The sequence below is a fragment of the Radicibacter daui genome, assembly GCA_030657355.1.
Taxonomy (GTDB): Bacteria; Pseudomonadota; Alphaproteobacteria; order Radicibacterales; family Radicibacteraceae; genus Radicibacter; species Radicibacter daui.
Genome location: CP131056.1, coordinates 704306 through 720889, shown reverse-complemented (window position 1 = coordinate 720889; position 16584 = coordinate 704306). Strand labels below are relative to the sequence as shown.

16 protein-coding genes are annotated in these 16584 nt (G+C 64.4%); 10 read left to right on the top strand and 6 right to left on the bottom strand.

Annotated features, from left to right (window positions below; all coding sequences use genetic code 11):
* Positions 1-92: 92 nt before the first annotated feature.
* Both QTL98_RS03400 and QTL98_RS03395 read left to right on the top strand, forming a co-directional pair.
* The gene (locus QTL98_RS03400) at positions 93-1292 is read left to right on the top strand and encodes a class I SAM-dependent rRNA methyltransferase (RefSeq protein WP_445680820.1); all 1200 of its coding nucleotides are present in this window, start codon (positions 93-95) and stop codon (positions 1290-1292) included.
* A gap of 242 nt (positions 1293-1534) precedes the next feature.
* Positions 1535-2293, top strand: coding sequence for a glutathione S-transferase family protein (locus tag QTL98_RS03395; RefSeq protein ID WP_445680819.1), 759 nt, complete (start codon positions 1535-1537; stop codon positions 2291-2293).
* Here QTL98_RS03395 and QTL98_RS03390 read toward each other — a convergent pair.
* Positions 2249-2776: a DUF1203 domain-containing protein gene (locus tag QTL98_RS03390; RefSeq protein ID WP_445680818.1), complete on the bottom strand. Its 528-nt coding sequence runs from the start codon at positions 2774-2776 to the stop codon at positions 2249-2251. The genes QTL98_RS03395 and QTL98_RS03390 overlap by 45 nt on opposite strands.
* Positions 2777-2878: 102 nt before the next feature.
* Positions 2879-4087: an energy transducer TonB gene (locus QTL98_RS03385; protein WP_445680817.1), complete on the bottom strand. Its 1209-nt coding sequence runs from the start codon at positions 4085-4087 to the stop codon at positions 2879-2881.
* A 261-nt stretch (positions 4088-4348) separates the two neighbouring features.
* Between QTL98_RS03385 and uvrB the strand changes: the two genes are divergently transcribed.
* Entirely contained in the window at positions 4349-6511 is a 2163-nt protein-coding gene (gene uvrB, locus QTL98_RS03380) for an excinuclease ABC subunit UvrB (protein WP_510637545.1), read from the top strand.
* Positions 6512-6520: 9 nt separating this feature from the next.
* Here the strand turns inward: uvrB and ubiM are convergent, their stop codons facing one another.
* On the bottom strand, positions 6521-7798 hold the full coding sequence (ubiM, locus tag QTL98_RS03375) for a 5-demethoxyubiquinol-8 5-hydroxylase UbiM (protein WP_445680816.1): 1278 nt from the start codon (positions 7796-7798) through the stop codon (positions 6521-6523).
* Positions 7799-8305: 507 nt separating this feature from the next.
* On the opposite strand from ubiM, the gene QTL98_RS03370 reads away from it, so the two are divergent.
* From QTL98_RS03370 to nudC, 4 genes are all read left to right on the top strand, one after another.
* Positions 8306-9406: a methyl-accepting chemotaxis protein gene (locus QTL98_RS03370; RefSeq protein WP_445680815.1), complete on the top strand. Its 1101-nt coding sequence runs from the start codon at positions 8306-8308 to the stop codon at positions 9404-9406.
* A 305-nt stretch (positions 9407-9711) separates the two neighbouring features.
* The gene (locus tag QTL98_RS03365; protein WP_445680814.1) at positions 9712-9939 is read left to right on the top strand and encodes a YMGG-like glycine zipper-containing protein; all 228 of its coding nucleotides are present in this window, start codon (positions 9712-9714) and stop codon (positions 9937-9939) included.
* Positions 9940-10478: 539 nt separating this feature from the next.
* On the top strand, positions 10479-11600 hold the full coding sequence (locus QTL98_RS03360) for a cache domain-containing protein (protein ID WP_445680813.1): 1122 nt from the start codon (positions 10479-10481) through the stop codon (positions 11598-11600).
* Between the two features lie 137 nt (positions 11601-11737).
* Entirely contained in the window at positions 11738-12709 is a 972-nt protein-coding gene (nudC, locus tag QTL98_RS03355) for an NAD(+) diphosphatase (protein ID WP_445680812.1), read from the top strand.
* A 14-nt stretch (positions 12710-12723) separates the two neighbouring features.
* On the opposite strand, the gene QTL98_RS03350 is transcribed toward nudC, so the two are convergent.
* Complete coding sequence (locus QTL98_RS03350) at positions 12724-13332, bottom strand: hypothetical protein (RefSeq protein ID WP_445680811.1); 609 nt, start codon at positions 13330-13332, stop codon at positions 12724-12726.
* A gap of 181 nt (positions 13333-13513) precedes the next feature.
* The gene (locus tag QTL98_RS03345) at positions 13514-14131 is read right to left on the bottom strand and encodes a hypothetical protein (RefSeq protein ID WP_445680810.1); all 618 of its coding nucleotides are present in this window, start codon (positions 14129-14131) and stop codon (positions 13514-13516) included.
* Positions 14132-14467: 336 nt separating this feature from the next.
* Between QTL98_RS03345 and QTL98_RS03340 the strand changes: the two genes are divergently transcribed.
* The 3 genes from QTL98_RS03340 (at position 14468) to QTL98_RS03330 (ending at position 16054) form a co-directional block, all read left to right on the top strand.
* Positions 14468-14830, top strand: coding sequence for an arsenate reductase (locus tag QTL98_RS03340; protein WP_445680809.1), 363 nt, complete (start codon positions 14468-14470; stop codon positions 14828-14830).
* 177 nt (positions 14831-15007) lie between these two features.
* Positions 15008-15523, top strand: a complete 516-nt coding sequence (locus QTL98_RS03335) for an invasion associated locus B family protein (RefSeq protein WP_445680808.1) — start codon at positions 15008-15010, stop codon at positions 15521-15523.
* Between the two features lie 90 nt (positions 15524-15613).
* A complete protein-coding gene (locus QTL98_RS03330; RefSeq protein WP_445680807.1) occupies positions 15614-16054 on the top strand; it encodes a c-type cytochrome in 441 nt (146 codons plus the stop codon).
* 51 nt (positions 16055-16105) lie between these two features.
* Here the strand turns inward: QTL98_RS03330 and QTL98_RS03325 are convergent, their stop codons facing one another.
* Complete coding sequence (locus QTL98_RS03325) at positions 16106-16573, bottom strand: Dps family protein (RefSeq protein ID WP_445680806.1); 468 nt, start codon at positions 16571-16573, stop codon at positions 16106-16108.
* Between the last annotated feature and the right edge of the window lie 11 nt (positions 16574-16584).

Genomic DNA, 16584 nt, shown 5'->3' with positions numbered 1-16584 from the left:
TTTTTACGTGGAGGAAACCCGCCTTTCGGTGCTAGAGCCGCCGAAAGAGCGGGCCCTCGCCCGCCCGCACCGCAGACCCCGGATCCCACCCCATGACCAGCCCTGCCGCCGACCGCCCCCAACTCCAGATGCAGGCCGGCCGCCACAAGCGCATCCGCAACGGCCATCCGTGGGGCTACTCCAACGAGATCGTCATGACCCCGGCGGTAAAGGCCCTGCCGGGCGGCACGCTGGTCAGTCTGCGCGCGGCCGACGGCGAGGGGCTTGGCACCTTTTTCTTCAACCCGCATGTCCTCATCTGCCTGCGCCAGCTGACGCGCGAGATGGATGCCGACATTGACGAGGCTTTCTTTGCCCAGCGTTTTGCCGCGGCGCTGAATCTGCGCGAGCGGCTGTTCGACCGGCCGTTCTACCGGCTGGTGCATGCCGAATCCGACGCGCTGCCGGGGCTCATCGTCGACCGGTTCGGCGATGTCCTGGTGGTGCAGGCCAATACGGCCGGCATGGACCGGCTGATGCCGCAGATCACCGCCGCGCTGGTCAGCCTCATCTCCCCGCGCGCCATCGTGGCCCGCAACGACAGCGCCGCCCGCCAGACCGAGGGGCTGGAGAGCGACGTGAAGCTGGTCCATGGCAGCCTCGAAAGCGGCATTTCGCTGGAGGAGAATGGCTGCACCTTCTTCTGCGATCCGCTTGGCGGGCAGAAGACCGGCTGGTTCTATGACCACCGCCCCAACCGGGCCTTCGTGGCCAAGCTGGCCAGGGGGGCAAGCGTGCTCGACCTTTATTGTTACGGCGGCGCCTTTTCCATGCCGGTGGCTAAAGCCGGGGCCAAACGCGTGGTTTCCATGGACCGCTCCGCCGGGGCCATCGAGCTGGTGCGCCGGGCGGCCGAGGCCAACGGCGTGGCGGATATCGTGGAGGCGCGCGAGGCCGAAGTGTTCCGTGCGCTGGAGGAGATGGGTGGACGCGGCGAAAAATTCGACATCGTCATTGCCGATCCGCCGGCCTTCATCAAATCGCGCAAGGATCTGGCGGCGGGCCTTCGCGGATACCGCAAGCTTGCCCGCCTTGCCGCCCAGCGTGTTGCGCCCGGCGGCATCCTCTTGATGGCATCCTGCAGCCACAATGCCGAGCCCGCGGCCTTTGCTCTGGAGGTAGCGCGCGGCGTTTCCGAAGCAGGTCGCACGGGCCGCATCCTGCATGTCGGCGGGGCCGGGCCGGACCATCCGGTGCATCCGTTCCTGGCGGAGAGCGAGTATCTCAAATGCCGGGTGATGCAGCTCGACTGAACGGCCCTCCCTTTACGGTTTCATCCTTGCCGAATGCCCCCTTGTGCGCTGCAAAAAACTTTCGCAGCGCGACTCGCCGGATTCGCTGGAAACGTAACAAAACTGCCGCTTCGGTAATCATTAAGGCAGCAACCGCGGCGCAGCTTTTACGTTAAACTTCCGTCGACGAACTCCGTCGGGCCTTCCGGCTCCCAATGAGGCAGCCCGCCCGGCAGCGGTGGTCAAGCAGGGAGATGGCAAGGATGAAGCTCTATTACAGCCCGAATTCCCTCTATGCGCAAAAAGTCCTGATCGCGCTGGAAGAGAAGGGCATTGCCTGCAAACGCGAAAAGATCGGTGCCCGCACCTCGCGCGAGTTCACGGGCAGCCTGCGGCCGCTGGAGCGGCTGCCGATGCTGAAGCTGGAGCAGACCGGGGAAACCATCCCGGAAAGCTCGCTCATCATCGAATGGCTGGAGGAATACCACGCCGATGCCGGCACCCGCCTGCTGCCGGCCGATAGCACAGTCGCCCGCCGGGTGCGCATGCTTGACCGTATCGCCGACTTCTATCTGAACGATACGCTGGATGACATTCTCTACGGCAGTGGCACCACGGCCGAGAAACGCGCCGCCCTGCGCGACGAGCAGGCGCTCGATCTCATCCACCGCGCCTATGCCGTGTTCGAGGAGAAGCTGACGGTCCATGGCGGCCCCTGGCTGGCCGGTGACATGTTCTCTCTGGCAGATTGCGCGGCGGCACCGGCACTCGGCCATCTGGCCCTGCTGCACCCTTTTAGCGGCTTCGAGCGGCTGGACCGCTACGCCCGCCGCCTTGCTGACCGACCGGCGGTGAAAAAGACGCTGGCCGAAGCCAACCGCGCCCGCCGCACCGCCGGCCGGCCGCTCGTTGAAGCGCCGCGGGCGCCGGCACCCGCCGGTGTCCCCACTGGCAAGGTGCGGCCCCTGACGGCCGGCTCAGGCCCGCTCAAGACGGCACTGGAAACAACCATAACCGCGTGAGCGCAGATCGACCCACGCCGTCTCCCGGTCTGCCAGCAGGTCAAGCGCCCGCGCCTCCAGCGCGGGCGTTTCCACAAGGCCACCCGTGCCGTAGCGGATGCGTCCGTCCGCGCCATAGGCCCGCATCATGAAGGCCGGGCGGCTTTTGACGACGGGCGGCGTGCCGGCCTTTTCGTCATGCCGCCTGCAGGGCCGGGCATGCAGGAAGATCGGCCCGGTTTCGGCATAGGGCTGCGCGCCGTCGAACGGGCGCCAGGCAAGGATCAGCATCTCCTCCCCGGCCGCAATATCTTCAAGGCAGTGGCGGCAGGGGTTGCCGCCACCATCGCTGATATGGTGCTCCGCCGGCTGGCCATGGGCATCCGGCCCGCCCGCCTGTACGGCCCGTACCGCCGCCGTGGAAAGGGCGACATAACGCAGCGCAGAAAGGCCGGCACCACGCGCCGGCAGCGTTTCAACCAGATCGAGGGCATCGGGTGACATTTCGGGGGCTCTTTCCTGAAATCGCCGGGGCGTAAGGAGAAGCCCCGGTCCGATCTCAAGAAAAGCGACTTCTGCGCCGCCGGCCCACCCGATAGTTGCGGTTCAGTTCAACCGGAAGGGAATTGGTAAATCTACCAGGAAAGTCTCTCGGTTCAATTCATCGGGAATACTCGGCGCCTTTCCGGCACGTTCCACCATTCCTAACGCGCCCTCATCAAGTATTGAAGAACCGGAACCCTTCCTGACTTCAGCAGAGAGCACGGTTCCGTCTGAACCGATGACCAACCTCAGCCAAACTTCGCCTTCGATGTTTCGTATCTTGGCGCGGGCAGGATAACGCTTGTAGCGCGCTACCCATGCCTGGATCCGCGCCTCGTACTGCTCTTGGATTGTGGCAGCCCGCGTGCCGGCACTGCCGATCTGCGGAGCAGCCGTCGTGGCTGGCGGAGCAGGACGTACGGGAACAGCGGCAACCACCGGCGGAGCGGTGACAGGTTGGGCTTGCGGCGGTGCCGGACGGGCCTGCTGCACCACCTTGGGCGGGGTTTTCTGCGGCTGCGGCGGCGGACGGCGTACCGGCACCACAGGCGGGGGAGGCGGCTCGGGTTTGGCCACCACCGGTTCCGGTTCAGGGACCGGCTCGGGCTCAGGCTCGGGAGCGGCCACCGGCTCGTATGTCTGCACCACCTCTTCCGGCGGACGCGGCGCCAGTTCTTCCATCGGCGGCGGCTCCGGAGGGGTGGGTTCGACGACCGCCGTCTCGGGGGGCGGTGGCACCTCTTCCGGCAGCGGAGGCGGCGGCACTTCCGGCTGCGCCTGCAGTTGCTGCGGCTCTTCTATCGTCGGGATATCCGGCTTGGCCTCCGGCGCCGGCTCGGGCGGCAGCACCACCATTTCGACCGCGACGGTCTCCGGCATTTCGGGCGCACCGGACATGGCGGCCCGCAGCAAGTGCCAGAACGGCCAGGAAAGGGCGAGCAGCAACAGGGCAGCAATGAGCAGCGGGCGGCCAAGCCCGCCGCGCAGCGCCCGCATGGCCCGCTCCAGCACTCCATGGTCAAGCGGCTCCGCCACCGTTGAAAGTTCCGGCGCCTGAGCGGAGTGCAGATAGTCCGGCGCGCCAACCGCCTCGTGACTGACGGGGTAGTGGCAACGCGCCGCGAGCCAGGCCACCAGATCGTGCAAACTATGATGACCGCCCTTGAGGCTGTGGGTCAGGCGGCGGGCACACAGCACTTCATCCCGCAGGAACGGGGCCTGCGCGGCGTGCGAAGCAGAAGGTGAAGCCACGCGGCTTTTCAGCACCAGCATTGGCAGCGGCATCCTTGAGGCGGCAAAGCTTTGGATCGATGTCAGGTGAATCGATAACGATTCTGACAGTCATTCGCATAATCACTATCAGCCGGCCGCCAACGGTGCAAGACGGCGAAGCCGCCGCACCCTTGCCCGGAAGGCAAAGCTGGCATTCGTGAAAGACGCGTGCGGGAAATGTCCGCGCCTTATGCCGCGCTTCACAGCGCCGCTTACGGGCGATTGCCAGCGGCAGGGCGGCGGTCTAGTTTTGTTCTCATCATGCTCGACACGCTCATCGTCCCCAACAGGCCCCGCAAACCGCTGGAAGGCGGCAAGCGCTTCGAACTGGTTTCCGAGTTCACGCCGGCGGGCGACCAGCCGGCCGCGATCCGGGACCTGACCGCCGGCATCGACGCCAGCGAGCGCAGCCAGGTGCTGCTGGGCGTGACCGGATCGGGCAAGACCTTCACTATGGCGCATGTCATCGCCACGACGCAGCGCCCTGCCCTTGTACTCGCTCCGAACAAGACGCTGGCGGCGCAGCTCTATGGCGAGATGAAGAGCTTCTTTCCCGAAAACGCGGTCGAGTATTTCGTCAGCTATTACGACTACTACCAGCCGGAAGCCTATGTTCCGCGCACCGACACCTATATCGAGAAGGAAAGCTCGATCAACGAGCAGATCGACCGCATGCGCCACTCGGCCACGCGCTCGCTCTTCGAGCGCGATGACGTGATCATCGTCGCCTCGGTGTCGTGCATTTACGGTATCGGCTCATCCGAGAGTTATGCGGCGATGACCGTCGATCTGGAGACGGGCAAGAGCTACGACCGCAATGTACTGCTGAAGTCGCTGGTCGAGCTGCAATACAAGCGCAACGACATTGCCTTCGACCGCGGCAGCTTCCGCGTGCGCGGCGACATCATCGAGCTGTTCCCGGCCCACCTTGAAGACCGCGCCTGGCGCCTCTCCCTCTTCGGCGACGAGCTGGAAGGCATCTGGGAGATCGACCCGCTGACCGGCGAGAAGGTGGCGGCGCTGCAGGCGGTGCGCGTCTACCCCAACAGCCACTATGTGACGCCCAAGCCCACGCTCCGGCAGGCGGTGGAGCATATCAAGGTCGAGCTGAAGGACCGCCTGAAGGAACTGGAGGAACAGGGCAAGCTGCTGGAAGCCCAGCGCCTTGGCCAACGCACCCAGTTCGACCTCGAGATGATCGAGGCGACAGGCTCCTGCGCCGGCATCGAGAACTATTCCCGCTATCTCACCGGCCGCAAGCCGGGCGAGCCGCCGCCCACCCTGTTTGAATATCTGCCCGAGCACGCGCTTTTGTTCGTGGATGAAAGCCACGCCATGATCCCGCAGCTGGGCGCCATGTATAATGGCGACCGGGCGCGCAAGACGACGCTCAGCGAATATGGCTTCCGCCTGCCTTCCTGCCGCGATAACCGCCCGCTGAAGTTCGAGGAATGGGACACGATGCGCCCCTCTTCCGTCTTCGTGTCGGCGACGCCGGGCTCGTGGGAGCTGGAGCAGTCAGGCGGGGTGTTCGTGGAGCAGGTCGTACGCCCGACCGGCCTTATCGACCCGGTCGTGGAAATCCGCCCGACGGAAACCCAGGTCGACGACCTGATGCATGAGTGCCGCGAATGCGTGGCACGCGGCCAGCGTGTGCTGGTGACGGTGCTGACCAAGAAGATGGCCGAGGCGCTGACCGAGTACCTGACCGAAAACGGGCTTAAGGTGCGTTACATGCATTCCGACGTGGAGACGCTGGAGCGCATCGAGATCATCCGCGACCTGCGGCTTGGCGCCTTTGATGTGCTGGTGGGCATCAACCTGCTGCGCGAGGGCCTCGACATCCCCGAATGCTCGCGCGTTGCCATTCTGGACGCCGACAAGGAAGGGTACCTGCGCTCCACCACCTCGCTCATCCAGACCATTGGCCGCGCCGCACGCCATCTGGAAGGCAAGGCCATTCTCTATGCCGACAAGATTACCGGCAGCATGCAGCGCGCGATGGAAGAGACCGCCCGCCGCCGCGAGAAGCAGGAAGAATATAACCTCGCCAACGGCATTACCCCGGAGAGCATCCGCAAGAACATCTCCGATGTGCTGGAGAGCGTTTACGAGCGCGGCGACCGGGTGCAGGTCAAGACCGGCCTTGGCAAGGATGGCGGCGAGGCGCTGGTGGGCCACAACCTCAAGGCCACCATCGCCGAACTGGAGCGCCGCATGCGCGATGCCGCCGCCGATCTGGAATTCGAGGAAGCGGCAAGGCTGCGCGACGAGATCAAGCGGCTGGAAGCCCTCGATCTCGGTATCGATACCGGTGACGGACCGGCCATCGGCATCAACAGCCTTAGCGAAAAACCTGTTCGCGGACGCTCTGTCGGCGGCAAACCTGGCAGTTCGAAGGGGCGCGGGCGCCCCCGCCGCTGACGAACAGGCTCAGCGCGGCAGCAGGCGCTTCAGCGGCCCCGGCACGGGCGGGGCAAGGCCGTCGAGCGGGGAGCGCCCCATGAGCGTGGCGGAGACGGCCCCGCGCACCGGGGAGAGCACCTGCCCCAGCCTGAGCACGGCATGGCGGGCAACGCGGGCCGGCGCGCTGTCATTGGTGTAGAGCGCGGCGATAAGGCGGGTTGCGCCATAAAGCGGGGCGGCCTCCAGCCGCAGGCGGTTTTCATAGCGTTTCAGCACCGGCGGCGCGCCGATATCCTCCCCCTTCGCCAGCGCCGTCGTCATGACCGAGCCGAGGATACGGGCGGCGCTGAGGCCCAGATTGAAGCCATGTGCCGTCATGGGATGCATGCCGACAGCGGCATCGCCGGCCAGCAGGAAACGCGGCGCGGCAAAGTGACGGGCGAAGGTGGTGACCAGCGGATAGGTATGGCGGGTGCTGGCCAGCTTCACCGCCCCCAGCTTGCCCCCCAGCCGGCGCGCCATTTCCGCTTCGAAGGCGCTTTCCTCCAGCCCCTTCAGCCGCTCGGCCTCATCGGGTTTAACCGTGAGCACGATAGAGGTGATGCGGCCATTGACCGGCAGCAGCGCCATTGTCTCGCCATAGCGGAACCATTCGGTCGCGACATGGCCGTGATCCGCCTCATGCGCCAGCCGGCAGACAAGGATGGTGCTGGGATAACGGGTGATCTCGGTCTTGATGCCCTGCTGCTCGCGCAACTTTGAAAAGCGCGTATCGGCGGCCACGACAAGGCGGGAGACCAGCACACTGCCATCATCGAGATGCGCCGTGGCCGCATCACCCGAGCCCTCCACCGAAGCGACACTGCGACCGGTCAGCAGCCGGACACCGGGCAGGCCGGCAACAGCGCGATAGAGGGCACGGCGGATCACATGATTGGGCACCAGCGCTCCGAGCGCGCTGCCGGCAGCACCCGTAACGGGCATGCCCGCCGGTGGATCGAACTGCAAAAGGGCTGGGGAGCGGCCATTCATGACATGGGCATGGGCCAGCGCAGAGACATCCCCCTCGTCAATAAACTGCCAGGCGCCAAGGCGGCCAAGTTCGTCGATCGAGGGGTGGGTCAGCGCGATCTCGCGGCCGTCGAAGGCGGGATCGGCAAGCGCAGCCTCGCCCTGACGCTCCACGACGGTAACCTTGAGGCCGCAGCCTGCAAGGGCACCCGCCAGCGACAAACCGGCAGGACCGGCACCGGCAACGATCACATCGCTCTGCTCGGCTGCATTTTCAGCTGCTGGCTTGTCCATCGGTGACCGTCCTGACGCAATCCACAGGCAAGGCGGCCTGCCCGCCCTCGATCTTGGATATATTGGCCCGCGTCCTGGCGGTAAAGGTGCGCGGCTTGCCGCCCATGACTATTGGGGCAGATCAATTCAGCACGGCCGCTCCTGAAAACACCTGGCGCGGCAGGGTGACGCGGCCCCTGATCGGCTTTTTAGGATAGGGCGCTTTAACCTTAAGATTAATTTTACACTTATTTATGGCGAAAATAAAAATGAAATCCAACTAAAAATAATTAGATAGCTATATTTTTAAGCAACTCTGCATATATTTTAAGCACTCAATGACATGAAACTGCAAAAGACTCTAGACCTAAATAGTTGTCAGAGATCATTTTTGTCACCCCATGAGCAAAGATTCATCATTTCGTATGACAAGTTGCATACAATGACTTATACCTTTCACTGCCTAACTTTCGGCTTTTGACTGGTTCATCTGCATTGATGTCAGCGACCGCTGGCCTTCAGGGAAATATGATGCATCAATCCCGCACCCCGGCCCCTGCTTCCGAGCAGAACCTCCAGTCCAATGCCAAGGCCGATGCCAGTCCCGAGCGGGTCTTCAATCTTGCCGCCAATGTCGGCGAGTCCGTCCGCGAGCGCACCGCAGCGATCCGCGCGATTACCAGCCGCACCCGTATCCTGGCGCTCAACGCCCTGATCGAAAGCGCCCGTGCCGGCGATGCCGGACGCGGCTTTTCCGTGGTCGCCAACGAGGTGAAGGACGTCTCCTCCGAGATCGCCCGCGTGGTGAGCGACCTTGAGCGCGAACTGATGAGCCGGGTGGAAGAGCTGGAGACCATCGGACGCCTGCTGGTGAGCCAGGTGCGCGGCCAGCGTTTTGCCGACCTGGCGCTCAACGCCGTGGAACTCATCGACCGCAATCTTTATGAGCGCACCTGCGACGTGCGCTGGTGGGCCACTGACAGCGCCATCGTGGAAGCGGCAGCCGGACCGTCGGAAGCCACCACACGCCACGCCTCGCAGCGCCTCGGCGTCATCCTCGATGCCTATACCGTCTATCTCGATCTTTGGGTGGCGGATACCGACGGTAACGTGATCTCCAACGGCCGGCCCGACCGCTTCAGCACGCGGGGCCTCAATGTCGCACGGGAAAGCTGGTTCCAGCAGGCCATGCAGACAGCCAGCGGCGATGATTACGTCGCGGCCGACATCGCCCCCAGCGCCACACTCGGCGGCGCCCTGGTGGCAACCTATGCCGCAGCCATCCGTGAAGGCGGCGAGCGGGACGGCAAGATCATCGGCGTGCTCGGCATTCACTTCGACTGGGAACCCCAGGCCAAGGCTATCGTGGGCGGCGTGCGCCTCTCCGACGAGGAATGGAGCCGCACCCGCGTGATGCTGCTCGACAGCCGCCACCGGATCATCGCCTCGGCCGACGGCAAGGGCGTGCTGAGCCAGAGCGTGCAGCTGGATCTGGCGGCCGGCGACCGCGGTTTCTACGAAGGCCGGGAGGGCGAGATCGTCGCCTATTCACTGACGCCGGGTTACGAGACCTATCGGGGCCTCGGCTGGTATGGCTGCCTTGTCTATACGCCGCCGAAGGCAGGCTGAAGACAGCCAGGGTCTCCGCTCCAGTTTCTGTATCAGTTCCAGAACGCCTCCGGCCTCGACCATGAGCCGGAGGCGTTTTGTTTTCGCCGCGCCTCTCTCCGGTTTCCAGAAACCGGGAACCCGGGCGCCATGCCCGGCGTTTTGATTGCATGAAGCGCCCACTGCCGGCCCTTCCCCCCTTGCCATGATCAGGCGGGAAAGCGGCGTCAAGAGCGGACGGCGTATCGGACAACCCGAGTAACGGCATAAAGCGCCACCCGACCCCGGGCGGTGACGGCGGAGCTTTGCTGGAGGAGACCCATAAAATGATTATCCGAGCTCTCTTTCTTGGCGCCGCGGTTCTGGCGGTTGCCGCATGCGGCGAAGGCACCGGCCACCGCGCCCTGACCGGCGCCGGGATCGGCGCGGGCGTTGGCGCTGTCGGCTCTGCCGTCATGGGTGCAAATCCCGTCACCGGCGCCCTGGTAGGCGGCGGCGTGGGTGCCGCCACCGGTGCGCTCACCAACTCAAAGCAGATCGACCTCGACAAGTAAGCCCTCCGGGCCATCGGGGCACCGAAACCCGGCTTGTGGACCTCCGCAAGCCGGGTTTTCTATGTAACCAATTTCACTTTGAGGCAGCTGGCGACCCGGGGATCCTTTCGCGACTGCGTAAACACCGGCCAGGCTGACCTATCCTTTTGTGCAAAGTGATTCGCCCGAAAGACGTATGAACTTCGGCCAAAACGGGCGGCCATAAGTATAGACAACTACCAAGGGTGCTTATTTCTTCATCCATCTGTTCGCGAACGCGGCATTTTCCCGGATCGAGGAATACCAATTTATATAAAAATTGCATGCAATCTAAAAAGTTTCCCCCTGCAAGTGCATTCTGCTTGCGGTGGTGGATTCCCAGCCTCTAGCCTCGGCTTAACAGCAACGCATTTGACCCAATGTGCCCGCAACGAGGCATGAGGTGTGTTGTAAAAGCGGGCGAGCCCTGCCTTTTGCGGCAGAGGCATAAACAGTCCCGTAAACATGGTTTGGATCACTCGGAATGGATAACTCGCAGCCCCCCGGAGAGTTTTACATCCATGACGATCTCTGCTTTGACCACGGCCCAGACTGCCGCCATCGGCGGGCTGGCCCCGCCCGCCCTTCCTGCTGACGACAGGGCAAGCCCCGAGCTGGTTTTCGAACTGGCGGCGAGTGTGGGTGAGTCCGTGCGCCAGCGCACGGCGTCCATCCGCACCATCACCAGCAGGACCCGCATCCTCGCCCTTAATGCGATGATCGAAAGTGCCCGTGCCGGCGATGCCGGCCGCGGTTTTTCGGTTGTTGCCAACGAGGTCAAGGATGTCTCTGCCCAGATTGCTCAGGTGGTCGGCGATCTTGAGGAAGAGCTGCTCTCCCGCGTCAGCGCGCTGGAAGCCGTCGGCGGCCGGCTCATCAGCGAGGTGAGCAAGATCCAGGGCCAGCGCCTTGCCGATCTGGCGCTCAACGCCGTCGAGCTCATTGACCGCAATCTCTATGAGCGCACCTGCGATGTACGCTGGTGGGCAACCGACAGTGCCATCGTGGAAGCCGCCGCCAACCCCAGTACGGCAGCCTGCGACTATGCCTGCGAACGGCTGGGCGTCATCCTCGATGCCTACACCGTCTATCTCGACCTGTGGGTGGCCGACACCAACGGCCGGATCATCGCCAACGGCCGGCCGGAGCGTTATCCGATCAAAGGCCAGGACGTCTCGCGCGAGAGCTGGTTTCGCGACGCGATGCGCACCCAGACCGGCGATGATTATGTTGTGGCCGACATCAGCCCGTGCCCGCCGCTCAAGGGCGCACTGGCTGCAACCTATGCTGCGGCCATCCGCGAGGGGGCACGGCGCGACGGGCGCATCATCGGCGTGCTCGGTATCCATTTCGACTGGGAGCCGCAGGCCCGTGCCATCGTCGACGGCGTAAGGCTGACGCCGGAAGAACGCGAGCGCACCCGCGTGATGCTGCTGGACCGCGAGCACAGGGTCATCGCCTCCTCCGACGGGCAGGGCATCCTCAGCGACCATGTGCCGCTGGAAGTGGGCCGCCACCAGCAGGGCTTCACCGCCTCTGCCGACGGAACGCTCACCGGCTATTCGCTGACGCCGGGATATGAGACCTATCGCGGCCTTGGCTGGTATGGCTGCCTGGTGCAGGAGCCTGAACCTGCTTCCTGAGCAGCGGATATGCCGGCGGTGGCTGCGCCTCAAAGCGGCCACCGCCCGCCTGCAACCCACTTGATCCGATCCGGGAATTGACCCATTTACGGGATGGCCGGCGGCTTGATGCCGCCCGGAGCTCAAAAGGCCATCCTATGCCGTCCCTGCCCGCCTTCATGTCCGCCGCCGTCGACCGCGCGGCCCATCTGCGTCATCGCCCGACCCTGCCGCTTGCCGGCAGCGACAAGGTCTTCATCGTCGACCAGACCGGCGTACTGGTGGATACCGGCGACAGCGACCCGAAACTGGCACTGCGCCCGGCAAGCGCCCTGCCGGAAGATTTGCTGACGCAGCTTGCCTTTCACGGGCTGGACGAGGCCGGCGCCCGCCTCTTCAGCCTCGATGTCACCGCCTTCGGCCAGGCTGCAGCGGAAGCCGCTGCCGGCGCGCCGCTTCTCAGCTCATGGCAAGGGGCCGCCGCACTTGACCTGCGCTCGGCCGCCGCGACGCTCAGCGACCGCGATGCCGGCCTTGCCGCGCACGCCCGTGCCCTTTCCTGGTTTCACCGGACCCACCGCTTTTGCGGGCGCTGCGGCGCACCGACGGAGCCGGTGGAAGCCGGCAATGCCCGCCGCTGCACCGGGCTGGACGCTGTTACCGGCGAGCCCTGCGGCCACACTGTCTATCCGCGCAACGACGCTGCCGTCATCGTGCTGGTCCACAAGGGCGATATGTGCCTGCTCGGGCGCAGCCACCGCCTGCCGGCAGGTGTCTTTTCCACCCTGGCCGGCTTTGTCGAGGCCGCCGAAACGCTGGAAGACTGTGTGCATCGCGAACTGATGGAAGAGGTGGGCGTGCGGGTGGCGCGGCCGGTCTATCAGGCAAGCCAGCCCTGGCCATTTCCGCAGTCGTTGATGGTGGGTTTTACCGCCGAGACGCTGGATCCGGCCGAGGACGGCGCCCTCACCATCGATCCGGAAGAGATCGATGCCGCGCACTGGTATCATCGCCGGGACATTCTGGCGGCGCTCGCCGGTGATCCGGAAGCCCCGGTCAAGGTGCCGACCACCATCTCCATCGCCCACTGGCTGATCCGGGAATGGGCGGCGGGAAATATCGGCGGCTGACGGCTACCCGTTAGTTACCCGGCGAGCCAGCGCCCGTCCTGGAAGACGAGGCGCTGATCGGGACAGCGGCGTGAGAAATCAAGCCGCAGGCTGCCAGGTGCACGCAAGGCACCAACGGCTGACTGGCTACCCCGTGGCGCAAAGAAAGCCACGACCGAGGCGGGCAGATGAAAGATGCTGCCAAACCCCGGCGGCAGCACCGTGCCGGCCAGTGGCCGGGGGCCAAGCGGCTGGCCATTGACCTCCGCCGCCTGGGCAAGACCGAAGGTAAGCGCCCTGAACCGGGCCATCTCGTTGCGCACGGCGAAGCCGGCGGCAACGCTGCCCGCACAAGAAAAAACACTGCTGCGCAAGTGCCAGAGCGACCCTTCGGCAAGGCCTCCGGTGCGGGTACGGGAATGCGGGACGAGGACGCGGCCCGGCAGCGGAGCCACCTGCGAGACGAAGAGTTCTGCCGCGCTCCCCCAGCGAACGACCTGCCGCTCGGCGACCGGCAGTGCCAGCCAGACGGTCGCGGCAGCACCGGCATCCGGTGCCAGCAGGCAAAGCTCGTACCCCGCTGCCGCGATGCGCCTCACCTCGGCCGGAGCAATGCGGATGTCCAGCCTGAAGGGTTGATCCATGATGAAGGCGCCTCCCGTCGCCGGATGAAAGTCGCTGTTGTGAGAGCACCTGCAACGACGCCGGATCCGCCAAGCCAACGGCTTTTGAGGACCCGGCGTCGCCTCAGGCGATCAGGCCCGGGACCGGTCAGGGGGGAGGGGTACCGCTCCCGGCTGGCCGCCCGAGGGCGGGCGGCCGCGCTCAGGCCGGCAGCGGGCCGGTGAGCCACTTGCCGGCGGAGAAGGACACGGTCTGCGTCGAGGTGCCCGGTCCGAAGGTGATCTCATCGGACTCGCTGGTGGTGCGGGTATAGACCTGAGAGGTGACGATGGTGTTGTTGAACACCAGGAACACGGTCTCATAGGGGATGAACTGGGCCTGGAAGCCGCGCGGCAGTACCTGCGCATTGATCGGCGAGGTGGGCTGGGCGGTGCCGTTGACCGTCAGGCCCTGGGCCAGGCCAAAGGTCAGGCTGTTGTACATCGTCATGGAGTTCTGGACGAGATAGCCCTCGAGCGTGGAGGGCGAGCCCGGCGAGAACACGCTGTTGGAGAAGCTGTAGACCTGACTTTCATTGGCGATGCCGGCCGTCTGCGACAGCTTCTGGATGGTGGCGCTGGCCTGCACCTCGGTCTGCGAGGCGTAGAGGTAGTAGTCCTCCGTCCAGGTAATGGTGTTGTTCTCGAACGGGGTGAAGGTGACCCAGGATACGGGCGTGCCGCCGGCAGCGGACTTGATGATGCTCAGCTGCTGGCCGGAACCGACAATGGTAGCAAGGTCGCTGCTGGCAACATCGATATTGAGAACGTAGGTGCTCATCTGATTGCTCTCCGTTAGTCACTGGACGGGGGAACGGCCGGAGGTGGCAATTCCCGGCTTGGCATGCCTTCCGGACCGGCACGACCGCCCGCTTCGGGCTGGCCCTCCCGTTTTTCCCGACAACACCCACAACCCTGAAGAGATTAATTTTTAAACATCAGCAATTTTTGATAAAGGGCTGGGTAAAAGTATCCCAAAGCCTTGTTTTGCATGGTAAAAGCTGAACCTGCCATATGGCTGACCCGCTACAGCCCGGTGGCACAGCGAAAAATCGACACCCCTCAGGGTAGTTTTTTCTAAAAAATTTTCGCGAATCAGGACAGGGATTCAAGACGCATGATCACGGTCTACGGCATCCACACCTGCACCACCTACCGCAAGGCCCAGGCATGGCTCGGCGAGCAGGGGCTTGCCTGGCAACCGCACGATCACCGCAAGGACGGGCTCGATGAGGCCGATCTGGATCGCTGGATTGCCACACTTGGCTGGCAAGCACTTTTGAACAAGGCTGGTACGACGTGGCGGCAGTTGCCGGACGCTGAAAAGGCGGATATGAGTGCGCAGAAGGCACGCGCGCTCCTGCTCGCGTACCCGGCCCTGATCAAAAGGCCCTTGTTCGACGTGGGCGGAAAGCTCCTCCTGGGTTTTGACGACAAGACCCGGACCAGCATACTGGCCCTTGCCAAACCGGACCGGTGAAACGGGCCATCCAGAGCGGAAGCAGCTCCCGATTTCCTTGAACGCGTCCTTATGCCGCGATGCCACGGAACATTGATCTGCGCCCGACTTGCCCTAGTATCGCTGCATGCCGCACCGCCGCATCCCCTTCAGCCGAAGGACCCGAAGCGGTGCCAACAACCCGGAGCCCTTTCAGTAATGCGTCGTCTTCTACCGCTCCTGACTGTCGCGATCGCAGCCGCCGGCGTGGCGCTGGCCTCCCAGGTGCTGCCCGCCGCCGCCCAGCAGTCTGCCGGTTCCCAGCCCGCCCCGGCCGATGCGGCCAACGTCAAGACCGAGAAATTCCAGGACTGGGAATCCAAGTGCGATCCCAAGAGCCACTGCATTGCCGGCACTGAAGGCAACGGCGCGGCCGTAATCATCGGTCGCAGCGCCAAGGACAATACGCTGCGCGTGATCATGCGCATCGACCCGAAGGCCACCGAAGGCGGCCCGGCCTCACTGCGCCTCAGCAATGGCTGGCAGGCACCGCTCAAGGTCACCAAGTGCTTCCCGAACTGGTGCGAAATCCTGATCGACCCGACCAAGGCGCAGGATCTGGTCGACAAGCTGAAGCCGGCCAATGAAGGCCAGCTGGCTTACATGATCAATGGCGAGATCGTGATCGGCGATTTCTCGCTGCTCGGCTTCTCGCGCGCGATCGGCAAGGTCTGATCGCTGCCCGCTTTTGCCGCCAGAGGCGGGCGGCTGCTCACCGGCAGCCGCCCGTTTCTTTTTTCAAGGACGCAAGGGAGGGCCGGCAGGATGTCCATATCAGCCCAGCACAGCCACCCCGCCCCTATCGCCCGCCGCCTGGCGCTCGTGGTCTGTGCCACCTGGCTGCTTGCCGGGACGCTGACCCCGGCACGGGCAGATGACGCCGCAACGGCCGGCGATATAACCGCGGGAAGGCGTGTGTTCTTTACCCGCTGCACGGCCTGCCACAGCCCGGTACCGGGACAGAACAAGGTCGGCCCCAGCCTTGCCGGCATTCTCGGCCGGCCCGCCGGCAGTGAAAGCGACTTCAACTATTCCCCTGCGCTCAAGGGCGCCGGTTTCGACTGGGACGCCGCGCATCTCGACCACTGGCTGGCAAGCCCGCGCGACTTCCTGCCCGGCTCGCGCATGACCTTTGCCCTCGGCAACGAAGCCGACCGGCAGAATGTCATCGCCTATCTGGCAACCCTCGCAGCCGCCCAAAAATAACGGCGCCCTTTCGGGGCGCCGTTATTTTACTTCCCTGAAGGGTTTTCCGGCCTACTCAAGCAGGCTGCGCAGCATCCAGGCCGCCTTCTCGTGCACCTGCATGCGCTGGGTCAGCAGATCGCAGGTCGGCTCGTCGCTCGCCTTTTCCGCCAGCTTGAACATGCCGCGCGCCGTCTTGATAACGGCCTCCTGGCCCTGCACCAACTGGCGGATCATTTCTTCCGCCTTCGGTACGCCGGTTTCCTCCTCAATGGAGGTCAGCGCCGCATATTGCTTGTAGGAGCCCGGCGCCGTGAAGCCGAGGGCGCGGATACGCTCGGCAACGGTGTCCACAGCCAGCGCCAGCTCGGTATATTGCTGCTCGAACAGCAGGTGCAGCGTCTGGAACATCGGCCCGGTGACGTTCCAGTGAAAATAATGCGTCTTGAGGTAAAGCGTGTAGCTGTCGGCCAGCAGGTGCGAGAGCCCTTCGGCAATGCCTTCGCGGTCGGATTTGCTGATCCCGATATCGATCTTCATGGTCACTCCGT